Raw genomic sequence first — 22073 nt, forward strand, 5'->3', positions numbered from 1 at the left:
AAAAAATACATAGGGGTGGTACCAATACATGGAAAAAAAAATAATGAAAGATGAATATAAATTTCAATTTGTTAACTCTCTTACTGCAAGAGAACGATTCGATATCTTAAAGACTCATAAAATGGACATAAAAGTAATCGACAAAAAATATATTGAAAGTTGGCAAAGCAGGAAAAACCTTGCAGATAAAGATTCCTTCTTAATGAAACTGAAAATTGAAAAGTTTACGGAAAATGATTTTAATTTTGCAATAAAAGATTTGAATGAAGAAGAAAAAAAACTAATATTTGACCATTTAGAAAAAATGGAATGGTATGAAAGGTTTAAAGCAATTTTAGAATTTTTTTATGATTTTAAAGACGAAAACAAAGAAAACTTACAATATGATATCTCATATCCTGTAAGTCCTTTTATATATTGGGCAAGTTCCAACATAGAAGAATGCACACGGAAATTAAAAAATATCGAGTTAAGTGATTCTGCATTTGGAGAAATTATGCAGGCACTGTTCTTCACTCTTATCAATATTGTGCAAAAATCAATAACAATGGAGTTGCATATTACTAAGAAAAAGAAAACTCTGAAAGGTGACACACCAGAAGAAAGATTCCAAACTTTTATTAAGGAGAATTTTGACAGCATTGATTCATTGCTTCGTTTTTATGCAAAATATGCGGCATTAGCTCGAATTTTAACAGTCAAGACATCCTATTTTGTAGAAAATTTGACTAAAGCAATCACTCGCTTAGACCAAAATGCTGATCTTATAAAAGAAATACTCCATATAGATATATTTAACAAGTCAATTCAAAGTATGAAATGTAACGAAGGTGATTCTCACCAAAAAGGAAATGCTGTCATACAATTTATATTTGAGAATAATACTATCATTATTTATAAACCTAGAAATTTAGAAATCACAAAAAAATATCATGAGTTTATAAAATGGTTCAACGAAAAGAGCGGACTTCTTCCTCTTCCGGTCAATCAAGGTGTCTACAGACAAGATTATACGTTTGAAACGTTTATTGATTACAAATCATGTAATTCCCAAGAAGAAGTAAAAGATTATTATATAAGGTTTGGTCAGATTATTGCGATTATGCACATACTTTGTGGAAATGACTTCCATTTAGAAAATATCATTGCGAATGGCTCCTATCCAAATATAATCGATCTGGAAACTTTATTTCAACAGATTATTCCACTTGAATTTATGGATCGTGCGGATGTCTCCGCTAGAAAGGATATCGTTGATTCTGTAATTAACACCGGTCTGCTTCCATTTATAGCATTTTCTAACAATTTAGAAGGAAAAGGAATTGACATTAGCGGTTTAAACGGTGGAGATCAAAAGTTACCATTTAAAGTTTTGCTACCTTCAAATTTATACACTGATGAAATGAAATATGAATATCAAGATTATGTTCGTATCGGCTCGAATAATTTACCAATGTTAAAAAACGAAAAAGTCAAATTCACAAAATATTCAAAGTATATCATTGAAGGTTTTCAAAAAACAAGTAATTTTATAATTGAAAACAAAAATTTGTTTCTTGGTAAGGAAGGTATCTTCCAGATGTTTCAAGGAACTTTGGTGCGTCAGATAATGAAAAGCACCCAACGATATGTAGTCATGTTAGATTTTTCATATCATCCAAATTGTACTCAGAGTTTCCTTGAAAGAGAAAAACTATTCGAAAATTTATGGGGATATCCTTATAAAAACAAAGAAATTATAAAGCATGAAATTGATGATATGTATTTTGACGATGTCCCAATTTTTTTCACTTATCCGGACTCAAGGGATTTGATCACCAGCAAAGGGGTAATCATAAAAGATTATTTTGAAGAATCCAGTTTAAGCAGAGCTATGACCCGAATTAAGAATCTAGATAAGGCAGAAGTTGATAAACAAGTTTCCTACATGATAATAAGCTTTGGAGAATATGGAAATGTCAGCAAACAGATTTTAGAAACGAAAAATAAGAAATTTGCAAAAAACATTCTTCAAGAAACATCACATAATGAAATTAATCTATTAGATGAGTCCTGCAAAATAGCGGATGAAATATTAAAACAAGCAATTTATTCCAACGATAAGCAAACAATCACTTGGAGTGATGTCATACAAAACAAAAGCGGAGTATGGGAGCCCGCAGATGTTGATGAAAGTTTATACAGCGGATTAGCTGGAATATCTTTATACTTTCACCAATTGTACAAACTGACTAGCCGCTTAATCTATAAAGAAACCTCCGAAAAAGCCCTTTCACTCGCAATTGTAAAATCTCGATATGTAACTGAATTAAATTCTTATAAGGGACGTGGATCTTTATTATTGCCATTACTAATACTTTATAAAGATACAAAAAAAGAATTATATCAAACAGATATTGAAGAAATAATAGCTTACATTGATGAAAACCTGGAGCAAATTGAGCATGCAGACTGGTCTACAGGAATTGCGGGATTGATTCAGAATATATTAAACGCCTATGATCTTTTTGAAAAAGAAAGCTATCTTAATTTAGCAGAAAAAATCGGTTCAAACTTGATAACTAAACTTTCTTTGATAAGCGATACAGCTCTTTTCAGTGAAATGGACTATGAAGTTGGTGAAATTTGTTTTTCCTTGTTTAAATTAAGTTTCTATACCAAAAATAAAAGTTTCAAAAAGAAAGCGATCGAATTATTAAATTATCAAAGAAATTCATTTGAAAAAGAAAAGAAATTCAAAGCCGACTTAGGAATGACTCGTTTCATGATGCTTGACTTCTATAAAGATGACAAAATGTTGTCAGAAATTGAATTGATTTCAACTTCCTTATGTGAAGAAATGAAGGAAAATGATACATTAAACAACGGAAACTTTAAAGATATTGAATTCCTTTTATACTACTATGAATTAACAAACAAAAGGGAAACCCTTGAAATCATCCATAAAAAGTTAGAGAATATTTTTTCTTATCGTGAATTCACAAAAGAATTCCGCATACCAACCATTCCTAGCTTTATTCCTGTTGGTTTGCTTACAGGTTTAAGCGGAATCGGTTACGAATTGCTTAGATTATACGCTCCTGAAAAAGTGCAAAGTGTTCTAATATTAAGCATCAATAATGAAGAAGTGTCTCAATATAACTAATTTGGGGTTATGGAGAGCTAAGCTCCTTTTGCTTTTTAAAGAAAAATCAAGGTTAATTTCTATTATTGAAGTTTCACCTTGATTTTTTATGAGAGTTTTGGGTTTTTTATCTTTCTTTTCATCTGTCCCACCAACTCATGCACCGTTGTACACGGCCACATCTCTGATGGTTTCATTTTTCCAGCTCTCATACACTGCTCTAATTTCTGCTGGGCAATTCTGACAGCTTTCTCTTCATCACCATTTTTGCAGATTCTACAATATATACCAATATCAGCCTTGGAATACTTTTGCCCCGTTTTAATTTCATACACTTTCCCAAATTCAGAGCAACATGTCCATGATTCATGCATTGCAGGCATAGAACCAAAATAGGCATACATCCAGATTTCAAAACATGGATTCGACCAGCCTACTCCGATTCCCTTTTCTTTTGCTTCACCTATTATATCATCGAAATCTTTCACTTGATCTCTGTCAAATACAATCCAAGGCATACGGTATTGCGCCTCATATGATGTCAATGCCATGCATTTGTCTATCATGTCACGTGTTTTGGTTTCTACTACACGAATTACTAATTTATTTTTTATCTCCATTGGCAGACTATCACGTATGCCATTAAAATAGCAACGTTCTGTAGCCTCTGTATCGGTAACAATTAGATAGTAGCCTAATTCAGGCACTTTGACTTTTTTGCGTTGTTCTCTTGTTTTTCGATTACCTGTTCTTTCGTATCTTGCCACTATTAAACCTCCTTAAAAATGTCAATACTCTTTAAGGTTGGAATTGCGCCGTACTTACCTACCAGGTAGTTCTTTTCGTAACTCTCATCCTTCCGGATTCTAGTTCCATCTTCATCTACAAAATCAGCCAGTGAATATAGTGTTGAAACCCCTTGATAACTTTTTTCTGTAAACCAAATTTCATCTCTTCTAAGCAACTGATTAGATAACTGCCAGGTATCGTGAGTTGTGAATACTAATTGAGCATGATTTACATTTATTTGTGGATTTATAAATGTAAGGATAAAATTTCTTACCAGTAATGGATGTAATCGTGCGTTCAATTCATCTATAAAAAATACGCTTCCTTTACTGATTACTTCTTGTAACTCTGGATATAAAGCAAACATTTTTAAGGTACCTGCAGATTCCATAGCAAAAGGTATCTCTGCCATATCATCTGATTCTATCTTTTTATGAAGTGTATTAATTTTATATTTATCTTCTTTTGAGTCTCCCTCTGCCGGTATCTTTTCAACGCGGAAGTCTTTAATATTTTCATCAAAAGATGCAAAATATTCAACCACTTTCTTTTGCACATTTTTGTCTTCTACAAATTCTTTTGGCAGCCTCCGCGACATAAAAAAATTAGTAAACACATCTCCAAAATCTGCAAACTGATTTGTAAAGAACCAATCACGGATTGCTTTGCATTTTGCAACCTTTAATTTAGCTCCCAAGGATACAATCAGAACCTGCTTTTCTAATGCAACCTCAATATTCTCTCTGCTATTCTTAGATATACCCGACAGATCCAAATTATCCTCTGAACGATAAAATACAGGGCTATATTTTCTTGCTGTTTTTGCTTTTACATTTAACCATTCTTCTGTAATTCCTTCTTTACCAACGCAGAATCCATAATTATACGATTTTTCCGCTTCATCACCAGGAATTATAAAATAGACTTCAAAACTAGATTCTGCATGTTCTGATCTGTTATCAAACAAAAATGGAGTTGGTCTATATTCTGTAAATTTTTCTTCTTCGTCACCGTACTTAAATGATTCTACTACATATTCTGTCATGTATTCAAATGCATTGTAGACATTTGACTTACCACTGGCATTCGCTCCATAAATTGCTGCAACCGGTAATATTTTCTCACTTCCGATGCAAACAACACGATCTGAAAATTCTGTCATTTTGGCTGCGGATAAATCTAATGTAGCTTCATCTCTGAAGGATTTATAATTTTTAAAATTGAACTGTATTAACATAGTATCTACCTCACCTTCTATTCTATATTCTATTATAACCTCTTTCAGATTAAATTCAACATATAAATGTGATTTTTTCTCACTTTGCAGTATTTTATATGGTTTTAAAGAGGGAGTGTCGAAAAAATCAACTCTCCCTCATGATTAATTTAAATTTTAATAACTTCTTCAACTTTACACATTATTTCATCTGATATTCTCCATTTTTCATCAATAATCCAATTATAAGACAGTTCTAATCCTTTTTTTAGGTCAATTTCAGGAGTAGATACATTATATTCTTTCAACTTATCTATACTTAATAAATATGTATAATCTCTAAACGGGAAAAACTCTCTCGGTTTCAATTTTCCAACATAGTTGACTTTTTTTATTTTCGCCTCAGTTCCAACCACAGAAGCTGCTGTTTTCACAAGACTTTCCCATGATATTTCTTCTGGATGTGTCACATTAAATACTTGTCCATTCGCTTTATCTAAATACATTAACTCCTCAAATATCTTTAATAAATCATCTATATAAATATGTTGTATTTTCGAATCACTATCTGGTATTGGAATAATTTTCTGCTGCATTATTCGTTCAAAAAAGAAGGCCTCTCTATAAAGTACATTTCCTTTTCCATAAATATATGTTGGTCTAACTATAGAAATTGGTAATCCATATTTCTCAAACTCTTTCATTAAAAACTCTTCAATTTTTAATTTGTTTAATCCATACTCTCCCCAATTTTGGTTATATCCACACTCTGAAAATTCTTTAGCCATTTCTATCGTTGGAGAATATACCGATCCAGAGCTGCAAAAAATATATCTTTTCAAACTTATTTTATTTAAACATGAAAATAAGTTCTTTACATCTAAAAGTTCATATGCTGAAATATCAAATACAATATCAAAATCTATTTCTTTAATCTTCTGTAAATCAGCTAATATTTTTCGGTCGCCTATAAAATGCTCTACGATTCCAGTATAATCTACAGGTATCTTATTACGTGTAAAAATTGATACCTTGTGCCCTTTATCTATAAGAAAAATTGCTAATGATTTACTCACAAACCTTGTTCCACCCATAATTAATATATTCATTATATTTTCTCCTTTCATTTATCGCATTATATGTTTTGTAAAATTAAAGTATTGCGCATCTGGACTAGTTTTAAAATCATCTATTTCCAAGATTGTAACCAAACAGTTATGCGGTTTAATATTTCTTAATTGACGTTAAATAAGTTAAAAAGAGAAAGTTGATTCTAATCTGTTTTCAGATGAAGAACCAAATTTCTCTTTATTTCTAAGTTTGAATTATTCTATGTACCAATTATTTGACTTTTCTTTCTTCCTGTGCATTGAGTCTTGTTTTTAAAGCATTGAGCATGCAATTTAGCTAATAAAACCACGATAAAGTCCTCTGCTTTCTCTAAAAAATCTATAATAATTATAACATATTTCAGAAAAAAATCTAGTAATACAAACACTTCCCCATACTTCCTGACGCTTTACTTTTTATAATAATATCAAAGAAGCAATTATTTAGTTCAGCTCAGCTGGTCTGCTTACTACGTAATCAGAATAGCTGTCAGCATTTGATGCACCGGAGAAGTCAGCACTTGTACCATAAGAACTTACCGTAATCGTATATTCACTATTTCCTTTAACATATACAGTACCATCGCTTCCCAAAATTGTCACGGTATTTCCATCTTTATCAACAATAGTTCCTTCATTGTAAAGATTTGTTACGGTGCTGTTAGCGGTAACTGTCCAGGTCGAGTCGGAATTAATATATACGTTACAATAACCATCTCCGCCATTTCCTGCCCAAGTTTCATCATCTACGAATGCACCTGTCAGTTTACTGCCATTTTTCATATAAAAATCCAAATCACTGATGCTATCCCAAATAACGTTGCCTTCCATATCCTGATCATCTGCAGTAAATATACAATCTGAACCATTTGCACCGGCTTCACCCCATCCACGGTCATTAGTATTTCCTGTACATTGCAGGAAGAATTCACTGTCATCTGCATAGTCAATATCCACATCTGACATAAGGATATTGCATTCCGTATTTGTTGTATAAAGAAATCCACCATTTTCTGAAGTAATATTTCCTCCTACGAGCTGCATCGTACTATTACCCACTTCGGAATCGCCTGACATACTTTGATATACAATCATTGTCCATGTCGTATCATTCTGTTCTAAATCCTGCATTTTTCCGGTTATACTACAGTCATAAAGATGAATGGAATTTAAACCTTCCATGCAAATTGCTTCTGAACCATTTGCAGTCAACGTTGCATTATTTACAGCGATATCTGCTGTACAGTAAACTGCTGGTGAACCAACACCGTTACTGGTATAGGTACCACCATCTACCACCATCTTACCACCGCCACGGTCACTCCGAATTGCTGCTGATGACTCACCTTCCGTTACCGCATTCAAATTCCAGGCATATAACGTACCGCCACCTGCCGCATGAATAGCACCGGATGTATTCTGCTTCGTATGAATATCTGCATCTGCCACATAAGTTACACCTTCTCCATAGGAGAAAATACCTGTACCACCTGCTGCATCTGTGTTAAAAGTACCACCTTTCACATAAGTGCTTCCTTTGGTAGCTAAAAGGCCTGCACCTACACCATAAAAACTAGAATTATCTCCACCTGTACTGTCACTGGAGCTTCGATCCAGCGTAATGTCATTTAAAACGACCTTCGCTCCATTCGATACTAAAATTGCATTTTCATCAGTTCCTGTAGACGAAAAGCTTTCTCCATCTACAGTCGTATCTTCTGTATACTCCTTTACTGCATCATAGCTTACCTCATCATTTGACTGTTCGTTTCCCATTCCACCAATTCCAACACCCTTAGAAATGATAATTTCTGTAATTTTTCCATCTTCATCAAACGTAATAGAAATCATACTTCCTTCGGTAATATCTGATAGTGAAGCAGATTTTCCATCTTTGGAAAGAACTGACTCATCTCCAATGGTCAGAACACCGGTTTTGTTTTGCGAAGAAGTAGTAGAATCTGGTGTCTCTATACTTGATGGTGAACCTTTTGAATCTGGTGGAGTACCTCCCATCATTCCACCTTTATTACCAATAGCAAGTGTAACTTCATTTCCATCCATGCTATTAACAATTCCTGTAATCGTTGTAGATACCAATTCTTCATCGGTATTATCTGTAAAAACAAACGTATTCTCTACTTGAAGACCTTCCTCATTTACTTGGTTAGCCGAAGTACTGGCACAACCACCGGCTCCTATTGTAAAAAGTATTATTATCATAAGACCATATAAGTTTTTACATTTCTGATGTTGCATATTAACCACCTTCCTATTCCTCAATTCTAATGTCCATTATTGGTTACACTTCTAATTATACGAGTCAGTCTGTTGTAATAATGTTCATTATCTGAAGATTATGTGAAGATGTAATTCAATCCACTTACTGGGTTTTATCATACTATTCCCAAAAGACATTAGCAGTTGTATCATCATAGCTAGTCGATGCAATAATCTTCATCTCTCCCTCAAAGTTTATTTCTCCATAATTGTATGGCAAAATAAGATGATTACCTTTTTTCACTCCTATTGAATTAATAAATCCACCCCCTTCCACAACACTAACCAATAGAAACGGATATCTTTGTTCCACTGTGCAAAATCCTATCACCTCTAAACAAAAAACATCATAATATTGACACCTATAAAGCTTATTTAATTTATTTTTTACAAAACCTCTTGTTTTCTTAACTAAGGAACCTAGTGGTTCAGTAGGTACCGTAATCGTATCTATGCTTTTCTTAATATGTAACTGTCTTGGTTTCCCATTAGAAATCCTATCATAATCATATAGCCGATAGGTAACATCACTGTTCTGCTGTGTCTCCAAAAGCATGATACCGCCTTTGATTGCATGTATTGTACCAGGATTGATCTGTATAAAATCTCCCTTATGAACCGGTATTTCCTGTAACAATTCTTTCCATTTTCCATTCTGAATTAATTTTGATAATTCTTCCTTTGTTTTTGCATGATGTCCTATAATGATAGATGCATCCTTTTGACAATCAAGTATATACCAACATTCCGTCTTCCCTAAAGAACCATTTTCCCACCTTTTCGCATAATCATCATCCGGATGTACCTGAATACTTAAGTCTTGCTTTGCATCAATAATTTTAATTAACAGTGGAAATATTTCTTCTGTTCTTTTTGACCGTCCAAACAATTCCGGGTATTCTTTCCATATTTGAGACAATTTCATTCCTTCCATATTCTTACTCTTAATTACGCAATCGCCATTAGGATGTGCTGCAATTCCCCAACACTCTCCTATATGATTCCCCTCTGCCTGATATCCATATTCTTCCTTCAATTTAGTGCCTCCCCATATTTTATTTGTTAGTACTGGTTCTAAAACAATAATATCTTTTTGTTTATTCATAATTTCCTCCAAAATAATCTCTGTAATTTCTTTCAATTTTCTTAAAAAAGGCAAAAAAAAATAAGAGGTCCTGCAATAGCATAACCTCTCGTTTCTTTTTGGCTCACGCCTATGCACTCCTGTATCGTTACTTATAAATTTTGCTCAAAAAATTCTCTGATATCTTTTAAAGCATCTTTTTCATCTTCACCCTCAACAATAACGGTAATTGTTTCGTCCTTTTTGATACAGAGTCCCATAACTGCAATCAATTTTCGTACATCAACTTCATTTTCGCCTTTTTTTAATGTAATAGTACTTGCATATCTGGCTGCTTCTTTTGCAAGCTGTCCTGCAGGTCTTGCATGAATTCCCTGCATATCCTTAATTTTATAAGTAAAACTTTTCATAGTTGGTCTCCTTATACCTGTTTTGCAGCTTTCTTCTTTAACGAAACAAGTAAAAATGCCGCAATTACTGTACCTACTGCTATACATAGAAAGAACTGTAATATATTGTTAGTTGCTCCCAAAACACCTACAATTGGGCCACCATGTGGAACAACATCTGTAATTTTAAGAATAGATGCCAATGCACCCGCTACTGCAGAACCAACAATCATGGATGGCAATACTCTCTTCGGATCTGCACTGGCAAAAGGAATCGCTCCTTCTGTAATACCGATTAACCCCATTAAAAACGCTGACAAACCGGAAGCTTGCTCTTCTTCTGTAAATACTTTCTTTCCAATAAATGTTGCCAGACCGGTTGCTAATGGTGGTACCGGAATTGCCGCTGCTACAATTCCCATAATTTCCGGACTTCCAGCAGTGATAGACGCTACCCCGAACAAGAATGCTACTTTATTAACAGGACCGCCCATATCAAGAGCAATCATTGTTCCAAGTACTATACCAAGGGGTATTGCTGTTGTTGGGTTTTCAGATAACATAGTAAGTAATGCGTTTAACGCTTCCATCAGCCAAGATATCGGATTTCCGAGTATTAATATAAACGCTGCTGAAATAATACTTGTTCCTAAAAGCGGAATTACAAAAATTGGCATGACTGGTTTGATTGCTTTTGGAACTTTCCAGGTATTGACCCATTTCACAAAATAACCCGCTGCAAAACCACAAAGGATACATCCCAGAAATCCCGTTCCTGCACTTGTACCAAGAATTTCCGGATTAACTGCTACCATTGCACTGATCATAGCCGGTGCAAGCGAAGCTCTCCCTGAAATAGAATATGCAATAAATCCTGCTAAAATAGGATACATAAGTGAAAATGCCTGAGCCCCAATTGCATTTACTGTTGACCAAAACTTACTGCTGACTACCATACCTTTTGAAGTCGCTTCACCACCAAGTGCAATTGCCAATGCAATGAAAAGACCTCCTACTACTACAAATGGAATCATATGTGAAGCACCATTCATAAGCTGTTTTACCAAATCTGAACCACTTTGATTTTTCTCACCAACTACTTCACCACCCTGAGTTTTGGCAGTCTCTAGAAGTGATTTTAATACTCCTTGTGGATCTTTAATAGAATTCTTAATGGGGATTGATAGCACTTTTTTCCCATTAAATCTTTCCTTTTCATCAATCGCTACATCTGCACAGATAACGACATAATCTGCTGCTTTAATTTCCTCTGCTGTTAATTTGTTTTCTGTCCCTTGAGAACCCTGTGTTTCAATTTTTACATCAAACCCGAGAGCCTGTCCCGCTTTTTCAAGCTTTTCTGCTGCCATATATGTATGCGCGATCCCCGTTGGACATTTCGTTACACCAATAATTTTCATTTACCTTCCTCCTTCATAACTCAACTAATTTGTTTTCAAACTACTTCTTTAATAATAAAATTGTATAACTCTTCAGAATCCGTTGAACCTTTCAGGTTATTAACAAATTCGTCATTAACAAGTAAACGTGCAAATCTGGATATTACCTGTAAATGTGTATTATCTTCATCGCTGTTTGGCATCACCAATGCAATAGCAACCTTAACTGGTTGGTCATCGATCGCTTCCCAATCAATTTCCTGTTTGAATTTTATCACTGCCACCATCGGTGAAGTTAAACCTTTAATCTTTGCATGAGGTATTGCCACTCCACTACCAAAACCTGTGGAATCCATTTCTTCTCTTGCTATAAAAGCAGAAAATAATTCATCTGTATCTATATCTGAATGTTCAGAGCATAGTATACTGATTTTTTTCATTGCCTGACTTTTTTCATTGCCTTCTACATCAACGTTTGTAAACACAAACTCTGGTTTTAACATATCTTTCAACATAATTCTAGTTCCTCCTCTAGTCCATAAAAATCATTACAACCATCTTTTTAAATTCTTCATCATCCAATTCACGAATCTGCATGATTCTTTCCTCCACACCCGGTGTGGCAAGTTTTCTATAAAAATCTGAAAAAAGGTGTGGATGATCACATATCATTGCTTTTGAAAAAGCAAAAATAAAGACATCATCAACATAACTGTCTCCCCACTCAAGCGGTATCTTTCTTCTTCCTATCAACAGTTTCGACTCTTTGACAAAACACGGATCCCCATGCGGCAATGCAATTTGATTCATATTAGTAGAAGATAATTCTTCTCGTTTTAAAACGCTTTCCTTGTATTCGGCAGTTACATATCCCCGTTTAATCAACAAGTCTGTCAACCCTTCTATAATCTGTTCCTTGCTTTCATATTCATCCAAATGAACAATTTCCGCTTCCAGTAATTTCATCATCAGCATATTTCCAATACATTTATGTTCCACGAATTTTGCTATTCTTTCTAATTCATATTCTTCCAAAACTGCATCAACATAAATCACTTCTTTGTCTGTATCCGGTATTTTCTCTGTAGATAATATCAATTCATAATCTGTATCTTCGCTCTCCAAATATTGTTGCAAAGATAATACTTTCGTTATACTAATCTCCGGAAACTTTCGTCCTACCTTTGTCTTGATCAGTTCTGCTGCAGCCATCCCATAATGGCAGATAACTATCGCATTAATTTTTCTACTATCAATTTTTAGGTGTTCCAATGCTATTTGAAAATGTAAAAGCAAATAATCAATTTCACTATTATTTAATCTTTTTCCTGTATGACTGCTAATAACATCCGTAGCCAAAACTGCCAGTTCAAACCCTAGTGGATATTGTTTTCGAATATTTGCACCACTCCAATTAATTTCTACACTGATCTTACTGCCTCTTAATACAAGCATATATATATGCATAGTCAGTCTTCTTATAAATTCTTCATCATGAAAGAGATTTATGGAATACTGTTTCCTAGTCTCCTCTAATATTTCGCTAACATAATGCTTAACCTCTTTTTCAAGTGTCTCTAGAACAATTCCTTCATTTTTCATGGAAATAATAATATAATAAGCAAGATATCTTATTTCTTTTTCCACTAATTTGAGATTATATTTTTCATTCATTAGCTGAAGCATTTCCATATAATCTATAAAATTTTTATTCACTTTAACCTGATCTAAATAACCTTCATCAACATATTCCGGATTATTTTTATCTACATTCCAAATTGTAAAGAATACCACTAAAAAAAACTGTCGTAACCAAATATCCGCAAAGTGTAAACCACACCAGCCTTGAATTTCTTTTACAAAACTTTCAGCCTTTTTTATATAGGTTTCATCCATATATTCCATGATAGGAAAATGTAAATTATTGAAACTTTTTATTTCATTCTCAAAGTCTATCCCAGATATATATGGAAATAATAATTTTACAAAATCTGTCCTTCTGTCGAACTGAGACGCATCGTACTTAATCCCGTAATGTCTTACTGTAACAATTTTATCTTTAAATTTTTTTAACACTTCGGGCATTTGTTTTTCAATATAAGATTTGCTCATAAACAATGAATCTGCAATATCCTGTAAAGTCATAAATTCATCTGATACTATTAATAGTAGTAGAATCCTATTTTCAGCAGAAAACTCCAAGCAATTTTTAGCCTCCCAAATCAATTCAATAAATCGTTCTCTACTTCCAGTAATTAAAAAATCTCCATTCTTTTTAATCGAAATCTTTATTTTATATGTATCAAAAATTTCTTTTAGATTTTGCAATTCCACCTTTAAGGTCTGAGATGAGACATTTAACTTTTGACATAGTTGTTTTAAATTACTTTTTTTATAATTATAAAGATAATCCAAAATCTTTGATTGCCTGTTCGTAATTCTAATCATCATATCTCCTTTCTTGTCTAAATCATACTATTATTTCAAATATAGTAAAACATACTTTTTTACAATTTTCTTGTTATATTTATTATTTTTTTGTGTTTATTTATATATTATTTGTTAGTATCTACTAATATATTTACGAGTCAAATATAATTTCAAACATCTAGTTATACATTTTCCACACTTTTTCAGTCATACAAAAAAAGTGGCTGCTCATAACAAACGAGACAACCACTCTTTATTCTTTTTCTAGTTTTTCAGTAAAATAGTATTAAATTAAATAAAAGAAAACAATCTAATAATCAAACTGCCTATAATAACGGCGTATTACCATAGGATGTTTGAATTCATCTTCCATATGAGCATCTACGCGATTATTTACAGCATGCATGACCAAGTGAGAAATCGAACTTCTAAATTCAGGCCGGATTCCTTCCAGCTTATAATCTTTGGTATCAATGACTGTATAATTTTTACATACCTTTGATAAGAATGACGCTACCCTCTCAGACAGCGGACGCTGTTCATCTTCTCCAATGAATAAAGTCACTGGTGTTTCTGCCTCAATAATTTCCAACATACCATGAAAAAACTCTGCGGATGTTATTGATTTGGTTCTAATCCAAAGTTGTTCTTCCCAATAGCACATAGCATAAGAATAGGTCGCTCCCCAATGGTTCCCTGCACCGATAAAATAGTGCGGCATATCCGGATGCTCCTTACAATAACGGTATTTTTCCTTTGCATAATCAGCTGCCCACTGATCCACTTCCTTTTCTACTTCAACCAAGGCTTGGGGGAGAAATTTTTCCATTTCAAGATTATATTCATCATATTCCGGAAACTCACCATTATGATACATTAACCGATTTGCAACCATAAAAAATTTCAACTGTTCATTCATCGGATATGAAATGCAAATATCGCACAACTTTGCAAGGAAAGAATTTTCTACATCAATAAATCCAAATACTTTTGCACCTATCTCTTTGGCTTTTTTAACAGCATCGATCATTTCTACCGTATTTCCGGTCACCGACGAAAAGATAACAACTGATTTATCTGTAAATCGTTTATTTCCAGTCGTAATGAACTCTGCTGCATTTTCTACATACACAGGTATTGCACTTTTTCCTCTCATATATACTTCTACCTGCATACCAGATGCCCATGTACCTCCTATTCCCATAAAATAGATTCCATCAAATCCTTCCTTTTGGATTTTGTCCACTGCTTTTTCAATTTGAGAACGGAGCATTAGGGCTCCTTTCACATTATCTATTTGTTTTTGTTCTTCGAATTTTATCATATCTTTTACTCCTATCTGTACTATTTATGAAAATGTACTGTAAAATTACACTTATCTCCTCTTGTATAAGATCTTGAATATTCTATGACTCTTTCATCTTCATCATATGTGAGGCAGGAAAAAAGAAATACGGTCTGCTCTTTCGTAATATCTAGAAGTCTCGCATCCGCCTGCGTTAAACGTACTAAATCCAAGGTCTGCCATGCCCTTATCGGATTGATTCCATAAAATTTATATATCTCGAACATACTGAATACAGAAAGATCAATACCTTCCACCTTTGGTACAAGATTATATGGTATAAAGATTTCCTGCAATGCAATCGCTTCATCCTCTGCATAATCCAAACGTTTTATATAATACAAACTGTCTTCTTCCCCAATTCCAAATATTTCGGCATATTTTCTCCCAGCTAAACGCTGTCCTTTTTGCAAAATTTTCTTCTTCGGCTGAAGGTTTTTATCTGTCATAGTCTGTGAAAAACCACCAAGTACTTCTAGATCACGTTCAATCGGTGTCATGACATAAACGCCTTTTCCCTGTACCCGTTTTAATAAACCTTCATTCACAAGTACATCAATTGCATTTCGAACCGTAAGCCTGTTAATCCCATACGTGTCCGCCAATGTATTTTCAGAAGGGATTGCTGTTCCGGGTAGGTATTCTCCCTCCTCTATTTTATTTCGTATGACCTCCCTTAATTGTAAATATATGGAGGATTGATAATCTATTTCAGTTGTCTTTTTCAACGTAAATCTCCTTCCTCTATTACCATGCTCCCCTGTATTCCAATGTAATGCTGGAATTGGAAGCTCCCATTTCCATACATTCTTTGATTGCTTTTCCTTCTAAGATCCCTTTTAAAAATCCGGCAATATAACTGTCACCTGCTCCCATGGTGTCTACTACATTACATGGAACAATTCCAAATCGCTCAAATTCATTTCCATTAAATACAATACTTCCCTTTTCTCCTAATGTCGCTATCACAAGTTCGGGACCCTTCCTATATATTTCTTTCATTTTCTCCCTCAGCTGTTCTGTTTCTCCGTCATCTGTTGCAAAAAACAAATAATTAACATGAGGAATAGCCGTAATAGAAGCAGCATCGTCCGGTCTTGTTGCGGCATCAAAAGCAACCTTTACTCCTCTTTTCCTAATTGCTTCCAGATCGTTTTCCACCTTACCCCACAATCCTGATACTACCAAATCATGCTGACAGAGAAATTCCAAATCTTCTGCTGATAATTTAAAATCAGCAAGAACCCCCTCATCATAATCACCAAAAATACGTTCTCCATCAATAAGCTCCACATGAGTGATCGCTGTATTACCTTTTGAAAAATGAATATGGGAAGTATCTACACCTTTTGCAGATACTGCATCTGCCATCAACCTGCCATATTGATCTGTACCCACTGCTCCTGTATAAGAAGCGCATCCTCCAAGCCGTACAAAATATACCGCAACGTTTACGGGATTTCCTCCCGGATAAGCTTCTCCTATCTCATCGTAAACATCCATGCAATTATCTCCAACTGCTGCTAATTTCATCGTAAGTCCCTCCTTACGATCATCCGCTCAGAGCCTTTTCAGTTCACTCGCGAAGCAGACATACTCTGAACGGGTAATCGATTTAAAGTATTCAAAAATCTTACCTTCATCATCAACTGCAATACCGGATTGATAAATAACCGGATCACCTTCCTTCACTTGAAGATAACACGCTTCTTTTTCATCACAGTATGCAATGCTCAATTTTTCTTTACCACCTGTTATAACCAAATGATAAGTTTCCCCCAATATTTCATACAGTGATGAATTCTCATTTATATGCTCGTCCAACTGCGGAAAACGTTCGTAATCCAAATAGGTCGTCTCATACATTACCGGATACTCATCAAGAAACCGGATACGAATCACACGCAAGAGCTTGTGTCCTAGTGGAAGCTCCATTTTTTGCCCAATTCCTTTTGAAGTTTCACAAACTTCAACACTGATTACTTTGGTTGAAATTTCCCGTCCTGCTTTCAATGCTGTCTGATAAAATCCTTCTACATCTTGTAGATTTTTCATTAGTTTCTTTTTTGACACATAGGTTCCAGATCCATTTTTACTGTAAATCTTTCCCTCTAAAGTCAACTGCCTGATTGCACTTCGCAGAGTAGTACGGTTTAACTCCCACATCATGCACATACTTCTTTCTGAAGGCAATTTATCATCTGGTTTTAATTTATTTTCTAAAATATAATTTTCAATTCTTTCCATTGCTTCTTCGCGAGGTTTTTGTTTCTCCATTCCCATGACAGATACCCTTTTCTTCTAAATTTTGATTTTTCTCTACTTAAATCTTAAGTCATCCGTCATAAAGTGTCAATCTTACCTCACTACAAATGTAATTTTTACTGTTTATTTTGTTCTTTTTTATTTCTATTTTCCCAGAAATAATATACTGGAAGCCCTGTAGCAATTGCTATTACGGCACATGCTATTCCTGCAATTGGAGCCCATAAAAAGGTAGACCAAATAAGAGTTCCTGTCATAAGCATAGCAATTACAACCATAAATGTTCTAGCAGGCATCCTATAGCTTGGCTTATAGTTTGGTTTGTTTCTTAATACTAATATAGTTCCAAATGTTAAGAAATTCTTCAGTAACGCAACCAATGTAAAATAACCCAAAAGATCTGAAAGAGATGTAGCAAATATCAATATGATTGCAACAGCACATTGTACAATAATTGAAAAATATGGTGTTTCATATTTTTTATGTACTTTAGCAAAGGATTTAAAAAACAGGCCGTCTTTTGCCATTGCATACTCAATCCTAGGTTGAAACATGATACAACTAGAAAGTGATCCTATTACAACAATTACAGCCATGATTGCGACAACCGTACCAGCGTAATTACCTATTAAAGGAATCTTAGATGCAAGCAAAGCAATTGGTGCTTCCGAAGTAGCCAGTTCATCTACCGCTAAAAGTCCGGAAGCTGTTAAGGTAAGCCCAACGTATAATGCAAGTACAATAAAAGCTGTTAAAATTAGACCTTTAGGCATATTTTTTTCAGGTTCCTTAATTTCACCCGTCATATAACAAGCTGCACCCATACCATCGAATGACCACGTAGTAGCTGAAACACCTGCTAAAAGTGCTGTGATCCCTGTCGCAGCAATTCCTGTAATCGGAGTTGCGGAAACAAATAATTCACCTTTCATAAAAAATATTCCTATCCCGATTATTAAAACAAATGGAATTACTTTTAATGCTGTTATTATAGTTTGAAATTTTCCACCACCCTCTACAGAACGAATGTGTACAGTCATAAAAATTAAAACAAAAACTACTGCTACCATTCTCAGAAATAAACCATGGACCGGAATAAAAAATGCTAGATAATTTGCAATTGCCAATGCCATAATCGAAATTGATGGAGGATCTGTTGCCCAAAAACTAATCCAACCACACAGAAAAGCTAACGGTCGCGAACCTGCTTCCCTGAAATAAATATACGGCCCTCCATCTTCCGGAAAAGCACTGGCAAGTTCAGCATAGCAAAAGTTCGCCGGGATTTGTACAATTCCTCCAATCAAAAATGCCAACACCAAAAACAAACTGCTGCCAGCTGCACCTGCTACTTCTCCTAACGAAGAAAAAATACCAGATCCAACTGTTGTTCCCACTCCCAAAGCAATTACTGCACCCAATCCAAGTTTACGTTTTAATACGGTTTGATTGTGTTCCTTTGACATACTCATCTCTCCTATTCTTCTGTGTTTTTATATTAAAAACCGGCTTCTTTCATATACTTACGTATCGTATCAATGACTCTTCTTGTATACAATCTGGGTTCATTGATGTATCCTGTCACAAGCTCTAGGGTTACTGTTTTTTCATATCCTGATTCTTTTAATTCTTTAAAAAGCTCCGGCAGCGGTATGGCTCCATCACCCGGAACAATATGATTTTCTGTCCCTTGTTCGCCATCAATGATATGCATATGGTGAATTTTCTTTCCTAGTTTTTCTATGTAAGCCATAATGCTTTCATGTTGTACAAAAGGTGCTACAATATCACACATTCCAACCAAAAAAGGGGAATCAATCTGTTTGAATAATTCCATCAAGTCATTCGCGTTTTTGATAACATTGGTCTCATAAGGCGTCAGTGGTTCTACGATTAGTTTCACCCCGGTTTTTTCTGCATAATCCGTCAATTCCCTTATGGTCGTTCGCAAACGCTCCCATATTTCCTCGTAAGTTGCCAAATAACCTGCATGGGCAGTTGAAATCAACATAAATTCCGAATTCATTTCTTTTGCCATATCCAGACAGATTTTTAGATATGCAACTGCATCTTGTCTTTGCAGTTCAGTGCCAATCATGAAATTGTATGGATAAGCATTATGCTCCGGTGTATATCCAAGCACTGGCATCTCGTACTTATCAATCAGTCTTTTGACTTCTTCAATTTCGCCTGCCTTTAAATCCGGTGCATAAGCATGAGGCCGCCCGCCCCATAACTCAATAAAATCATATCCAAAACGTTTTGCATCTTCAAAACAATGTTCCAGTGGATTTCTTTGATAGCCTGATGTAAACATTCCCAATAACATTTCATTCTCTCCTTTCTTCTTAAACTTCTTTTTTTATCACGTTTTGTATATACATGTTGTTAATTATATTGTACCACTTTAAAATAACACCAAGCGGATACATTGTCAACATTATTTCTAAATTTATTGTATATTGTTTTGTATTTTTGTTGGTATTGCACATTTTTAGACTGAGCTATTGTTCTAAATGAACTAATTAAAGTACTTAAATCTTACTCAAAATCTTATGTCATTATTTTTATAAATCCAAAAACAAATTGGTATGATATTTAATTGCACTTATTTATGTTTAAACCAAGAAAAAGCTGAGCTATTTCTTGATTGAAATTAACTCAGCCTTTTTAAAACTACTATCTATTTAAATTCAGTAAATTTTTGTGGCATATTTAACTCAACAAAGTAATAATTAATATTAGTATCTATCACTTTTCCTGTTACTGCATCTACATAAAAAATGGCATAATCATTATCTCCAAATGTTAAATATCTAAAATCATATCCTAAACTACAAAAATATGTATATTTAAAATTATTCATTAGAACCTGGATACAATCTTTTGATGATACACTTTGCGGTCCATTATATGTACCATTTTTCAAGTATCCAGGATAAAATGAAGTTTTGGCATTTGTTTCTACATCCTGTATCCTTCTATAATTAGCTGTATAATGATATTTCCAATTCATATTAACCGCATTACCATTTACATACAAAGTTCCATGTGTCATTTCAACAAATTGTCCTGTTTTTGTATAAATAATATTAGAGTTGGAATCTTTTCTTTTCAAAACCTTCAAGTTATATGAAGCCGCAGCATTAAAACCTTTTTCACTTGCTACACAGATATAATATGAGCCTGTCCCTAAACTTATCGAACCTGATTTATTTGCCGAACAAGACATATTACCAAGACCGTTAAACGATGCATCATATATATAGATGTTATATGTACTTTCTGCTGGTATATTTGATAAGGAGACCAAATATGTACCATCGCTTGATACAGTTAATTTTGACCAATCCTCATCGTATCCATTATCGATTGTATTGTTTGTATTTATGTAATCGGTATACTCAGTTGCAAAATCTGGGATATCATCAGGTTCACAACTATCGTAGGTAGCAATCGGAGCAATCATAAAACGATAGGTTACATTTTCATTGGCAGCTGCTTTTACTGGTACTACTCTTAAAAAGTAGTAACCTGCTTCACCAACTGCACTAAGATTCTCCATAGAGGATCCGCCATATATTGAATATGATATCAAAGATAAGGTTCCATCCTCTTTATATTGATACAAATAAATATCATAATCACCATCAGAAGGCTGCTCCAAAATTACTGATATCTTGTTTTTACTACTCATATTGAAATAATACCAATTTTCTGTATCGCTCGCACTATCTGTGATTAATTTACTTAAATAAGAGCTGTCCAGGTATATAGCTGTATCAGGTGTAGTATGTCCAGACTCTCTAAGTTTGCTCTTGTTTTCATTATTCACGGATATGTGGTTAAAAACATCATTCATCTGAGCTGTAGTATCTTTTATTGAAAATTTATTATCTTCTGTATGTTCAATTCCTGTAAGCTCTGACACATTTTCAGTTGTTTGTGCTGCATTTACTACTACAACATGTTTAGGCGAAAGTGTTGCCGCCAGTGCCATCAGCATTACGATTGTCGTCGTAATTACTTTCCTTTTCTTCATGAAAATTCCTCCTTTTGAAAAAGTTAAATTATAAATTGATACCTCCTCTATATAACATTCTATTTTGACTTTTCAACCATCTTGACAGAAAATTAACATTCAAATTGTTGAAAATAATTTAATAACATTTTAATATACCTAAAATGATACAAATGGGGCAGTCACTTATTGTAACTGCCCTGCAATGGTTAAGATTATATTTGTAGTTTTAAAAACTGTATACTTAAATTTTCTTTCCATTATTCTTTTGTTTCATTAGTTGAATTTATCCCAAATAGTATTTGCATAAAATCCTGTTTCTCATTCAAGATTGTAACTACTTTTAGCTTCAACTTGATCGGCTGATAACCAACCTTGCTGAGCGTTCTCCCTTTTCTAAAGCTGCTACTAGTTTTTTAGATGCTACCAGTTCATCCAATTCCTGAATTTAATAATGGCATATTCTCCTCTTCCATTCTTTGTAAGATAAATTAACTTCCTATAGTTAGCTCTTTCAATACTTAATCAATCCAAACAAACATGTTAATTTACACGTCTATTTGAGATGCAAACGCAAAAAATTTCTCTCTTTTATTTTCTTGTATCTTGGAAACCATAAAA

General features: G+C 34.0%; 17 protein-coding genes. 1 reads left to right on the forward strand and 16 read right to left on the reverse strand.

Annotated elements, in window-relative coordinates:
• Positions 1-28: 28 nt before the first annotated feature.
• Positions 29-3145 carry a type 2 lanthipeptide synthetase LanM family protein gene (locus DWV06_RS08205; protein ID WP_115481699.1) on the forward strand — a complete coding sequence of 1039 codons (3117 nt, stop codon included), beginning with the start codon at positions 29-31 and terminating at the stop codon, positions 3143-3145.
• An 86-nt stretch (positions 3146-3231) separates the two neighbouring features.
• On the opposite strand, the gene DWV06_RS08210 is transcribed toward DWV06_RS08205, so the two are convergent.
• The 16 genes from DWV06_RS08210 to DWV06_RS08285 all read right to left on the reverse strand — a co-directional run bounded on the left by DWV06_RS08210 (position 3232) and on the right by DWV06_RS08285 (position 21473).
• Positions 3232-3891: an RloB family protein gene (locus DWV06_RS08210; protein WP_115481700.1), complete on the reverse strand. Its 660-nt coding sequence runs from the start codon at positions 3889-3891 to the stop codon at positions 3232-3234.
• A 2-nt stretch (positions 3892-3893) separates the two neighbouring features.
• Positions 3894-5150, reverse strand: a complete 1257-nt coding sequence (locus tag DWV06_RS08215; RefSeq protein WP_115481701.1) for an AAA family ATPase — start codon at positions 5148-5150, stop codon at positions 3894-3896.
• Positions 5151-5299: 149 nt separating this feature from the next.
• Positions 5300-6238, reverse strand: a complete 939-nt coding sequence (locus DWV06_RS08220; RefSeq protein WP_162300609.1) for an NAD-dependent epimerase/dehydratase family protein — start codon at positions 6236-6238, stop codon at positions 5300-5302.
• A 444-nt stretch (positions 6239-6682) separates the two neighbouring features.
• Complete coding sequence (locus DWV06_RS08225) at positions 6683-8497, reverse strand: autotransporter outer membrane beta-barrel domain-containing protein (protein WP_115481703.1); 1815 nt, start codon at positions 8495-8497, stop codon at positions 6683-6685.
• 142 nt (positions 8498-8639) lie between these two features.
• Complete coding sequence (gene manA / locus DWV06_RS08230) at positions 8640-9623, reverse strand: mannose-6-phosphate isomerase, class I (RefSeq protein ID WP_115481704.1); 984 nt, start codon at positions 9621-9623, stop codon at positions 8640-8642.
• A 131-nt stretch (positions 9624-9754) separates the two neighbouring features.
• A complete protein-coding gene (locus DWV06_RS08235) occupies positions 9755-10012 on the reverse strand; it encodes an HPr family phosphocarrier protein (protein ID WP_115481705.1) in 258 nt (85 codons plus the stop codon).
• Positions 10013-10023: 11 nt separating this feature from the next.
• Positions 10024-11412 carry a PTS fructose transporter subunit IIC gene (locus tag DWV06_RS08240; protein WP_115481706.1) on the reverse strand — a complete coding sequence of 463 codons (1389 nt, stop codon included), beginning with the start codon at positions 11410-11412 and terminating at the stop codon, positions 10024-10026.
• A gap of 35 nt (positions 11413-11447) precedes the next feature.
• Complete coding sequence (locus DWV06_RS08245; protein ID WP_115481707.1) at positions 11448-11906, reverse strand: PTS sugar transporter subunit IIA; 459 nt, start codon at positions 11904-11906, stop codon at positions 11448-11450.
• Between the two features lie 16 nt (positions 11907-11922).
• The gene (locus DWV06_RS08250; RefSeq protein ID WP_115481708.1) at positions 11923-13842 is read right to left on the reverse strand and encodes a BglG family transcription antiterminator; all 1920 of its coding nucleotides are present in this window, start codon (positions 13840-13842) and stop codon (positions 11923-11925) included.
• 289 nt (positions 13843-14131) lie between these two features.
• Positions 14132-15145, reverse strand: a complete 1014-nt coding sequence (locus DWV06_RS08255; protein ID WP_115481709.1) for an SIS domain-containing protein — start codon at positions 15143-15145, stop codon at positions 14132-14134.
• Between the two features lie 20 nt (positions 15146-15165).
• Complete coding sequence (locus DWV06_RS08260; protein WP_115481710.1) at positions 15166-15894, reverse strand: GntR family transcriptional regulator; 729 nt, start codon at positions 15892-15894, stop codon at positions 15166-15168.
• A 19-nt stretch (positions 15895-15913) separates the two neighbouring features.
• Positions 15914-16699 (reverse strand): fructoselysine 6-kinase, encoded by a 786-nt coding sequence (gene frlD / locus DWV06_RS08265; RefSeq protein WP_115481711.1) that lies wholly within the window; start codon positions 16697-16699, stop codon positions 15914-15916.
• A gap of 27 nt (positions 16700-16726) precedes the next feature.
• The gene (locus DWV06_RS08270) at positions 16727-17449 is read right to left on the reverse strand and encodes a GntR family transcriptional regulator (protein WP_115481712.1); all 723 of its coding nucleotides are present in this window, start codon (positions 17447-17449) and stop codon (positions 16727-16729) included.
• Between the two features lie 98 nt (positions 17450-17547).
• On the reverse strand, positions 17548-18897 hold the full coding sequence (locus DWV06_RS08275; RefSeq protein WP_115481713.1) for an amino acid permease: 1350 nt from the start codon (positions 18895-18897) through the stop codon (positions 17548-17550).
• Between the two features lie 32 nt (positions 18898-18929).
• Positions 18930-19760 (reverse strand): fructoselysine 3-epimerase, encoded by an 831-nt coding sequence (gene frlC / locus DWV06_RS08280; RefSeq protein WP_115481714.1) that lies wholly within the window; start codon positions 19758-19760, stop codon positions 18930-18932.
• A gap of 354 nt (positions 19761-20114) precedes the next feature.
• Positions 20115-21473: a hypothetical protein gene (locus DWV06_RS08285; protein ID WP_115481715.1), complete on the reverse strand. Its 1359-nt coding sequence runs from the start codon at positions 21471-21473 to the stop codon at positions 20115-20117.
• Positions 21474-22073 lie beyond the last annotated feature (600 nt).

Source organism: Anaerosacchariphilus polymeriproducens (assembly GCF_003363435.1).
Lineage (GTDB): Bacteria > Bacillota > Clostridia > Lachnospirales > Lachnospiraceae > Anaerosacchariphilus > Anaerosacchariphilus polymeriproducens.

Bases quoted from the DNA above. Each gene is read 5' to 3' on its own strand.
- DWV06_RS08205 (WP_115481699.1), top strand. From the start codon at position 29: ATGGAAAAAAAAATAATGAAAGATGAATATAAATTTCAATTTGTTAAC.
- DWV06_RS08215 (WP_115481701.1), bottom strand. From the start codon at position 5,150: ATGTTAATACAGTTCAATTTTAAAAATTATAAATCCTTCAGAGATGAA.
- DWV06_RS08220 (WP_162300609.1), bottom strand. From the start codon at position 6,238: ATGAATATATTAATTATGGGTGGAACAAGGTTTGTGAGTAAATCATTA.
- DWV06_RS08225 (WP_115481703.1), bottom strand. From the start codon at position 8,497: ATGCAACATCAGAAATGTAAAAACTTATATGGTCTTATGATAATAATA.
- manA (WP_115481704.1), bottom strand. From the start codon at position 9,623: ATGAATAAACAAAAAGATATTATTGTTTTAGAACCAGTACTAACAAAT.
- DWV06_RS08235 (WP_115481705.1), bottom strand. From the start codon at position 10,012: ATGAAAAGTTTTACTTATAAAATTAAGGATATGCAGGGAATTCATGCA.
- DWV06_RS08240 (WP_115481706.1), bottom strand. From the start codon at position 11,412: ATGAAAATTATTGGTGTAACGAAATGTCCAACGGGGATCGCGCATACA.
- DWV06_RS08245 (WP_115481707.1), bottom strand. From the start codon at position 11,906: ATGTTGAAAGATATGTTAAAACCAGAGTTTGTGTTTACAAACGTTGAT.
- DWV06_RS08250 (WP_115481708.1), bottom strand. From the start codon at position 13,842: ATGATGATTAGAATTACGAACAGGCAATCAAAGATTTTGGATTATCTT.
- DWV06_RS08255 (WP_115481709.1), bottom strand. From the start codon at position 15,145: ATGATAAAATTCGAAGAACAAAAACAAATAGATAATGTGAAAGGAGCC.
- frlD (WP_115481711.1), bottom strand. From the start codon at position 16,699: ATGAAATTAGCAGCAGTTGGAGATAATTGCATGGATGTTTACGATGAG.
- DWV06_RS08270 (WP_115481712.1), bottom strand. From the start codon at position 17,449: ATGGGAATGGAGAAACAAAAACCTCGCGAAGAAGCAATGGAAAGAATT.
- DWV06_RS08275 (WP_115481713.1), bottom strand. From the start codon at position 18,897: ATGTCAAAGGAACACAATCAAACCGTATTAAAACGTAAACTTGGATTG.
- frlC (WP_115481714.1), bottom strand. From the start codon at position 19,760: ATGTTATTGGGAATGTTTACATCAGGCTATCAAAGAAATCCACTGGAA.
- DWV06_RS08285 (WP_115481715.1), bottom strand. From the start codon at position 21,473: ATGAAGAAAAGGAAAGTAATTACGACGACAATCGTAATGCTGATGGCA.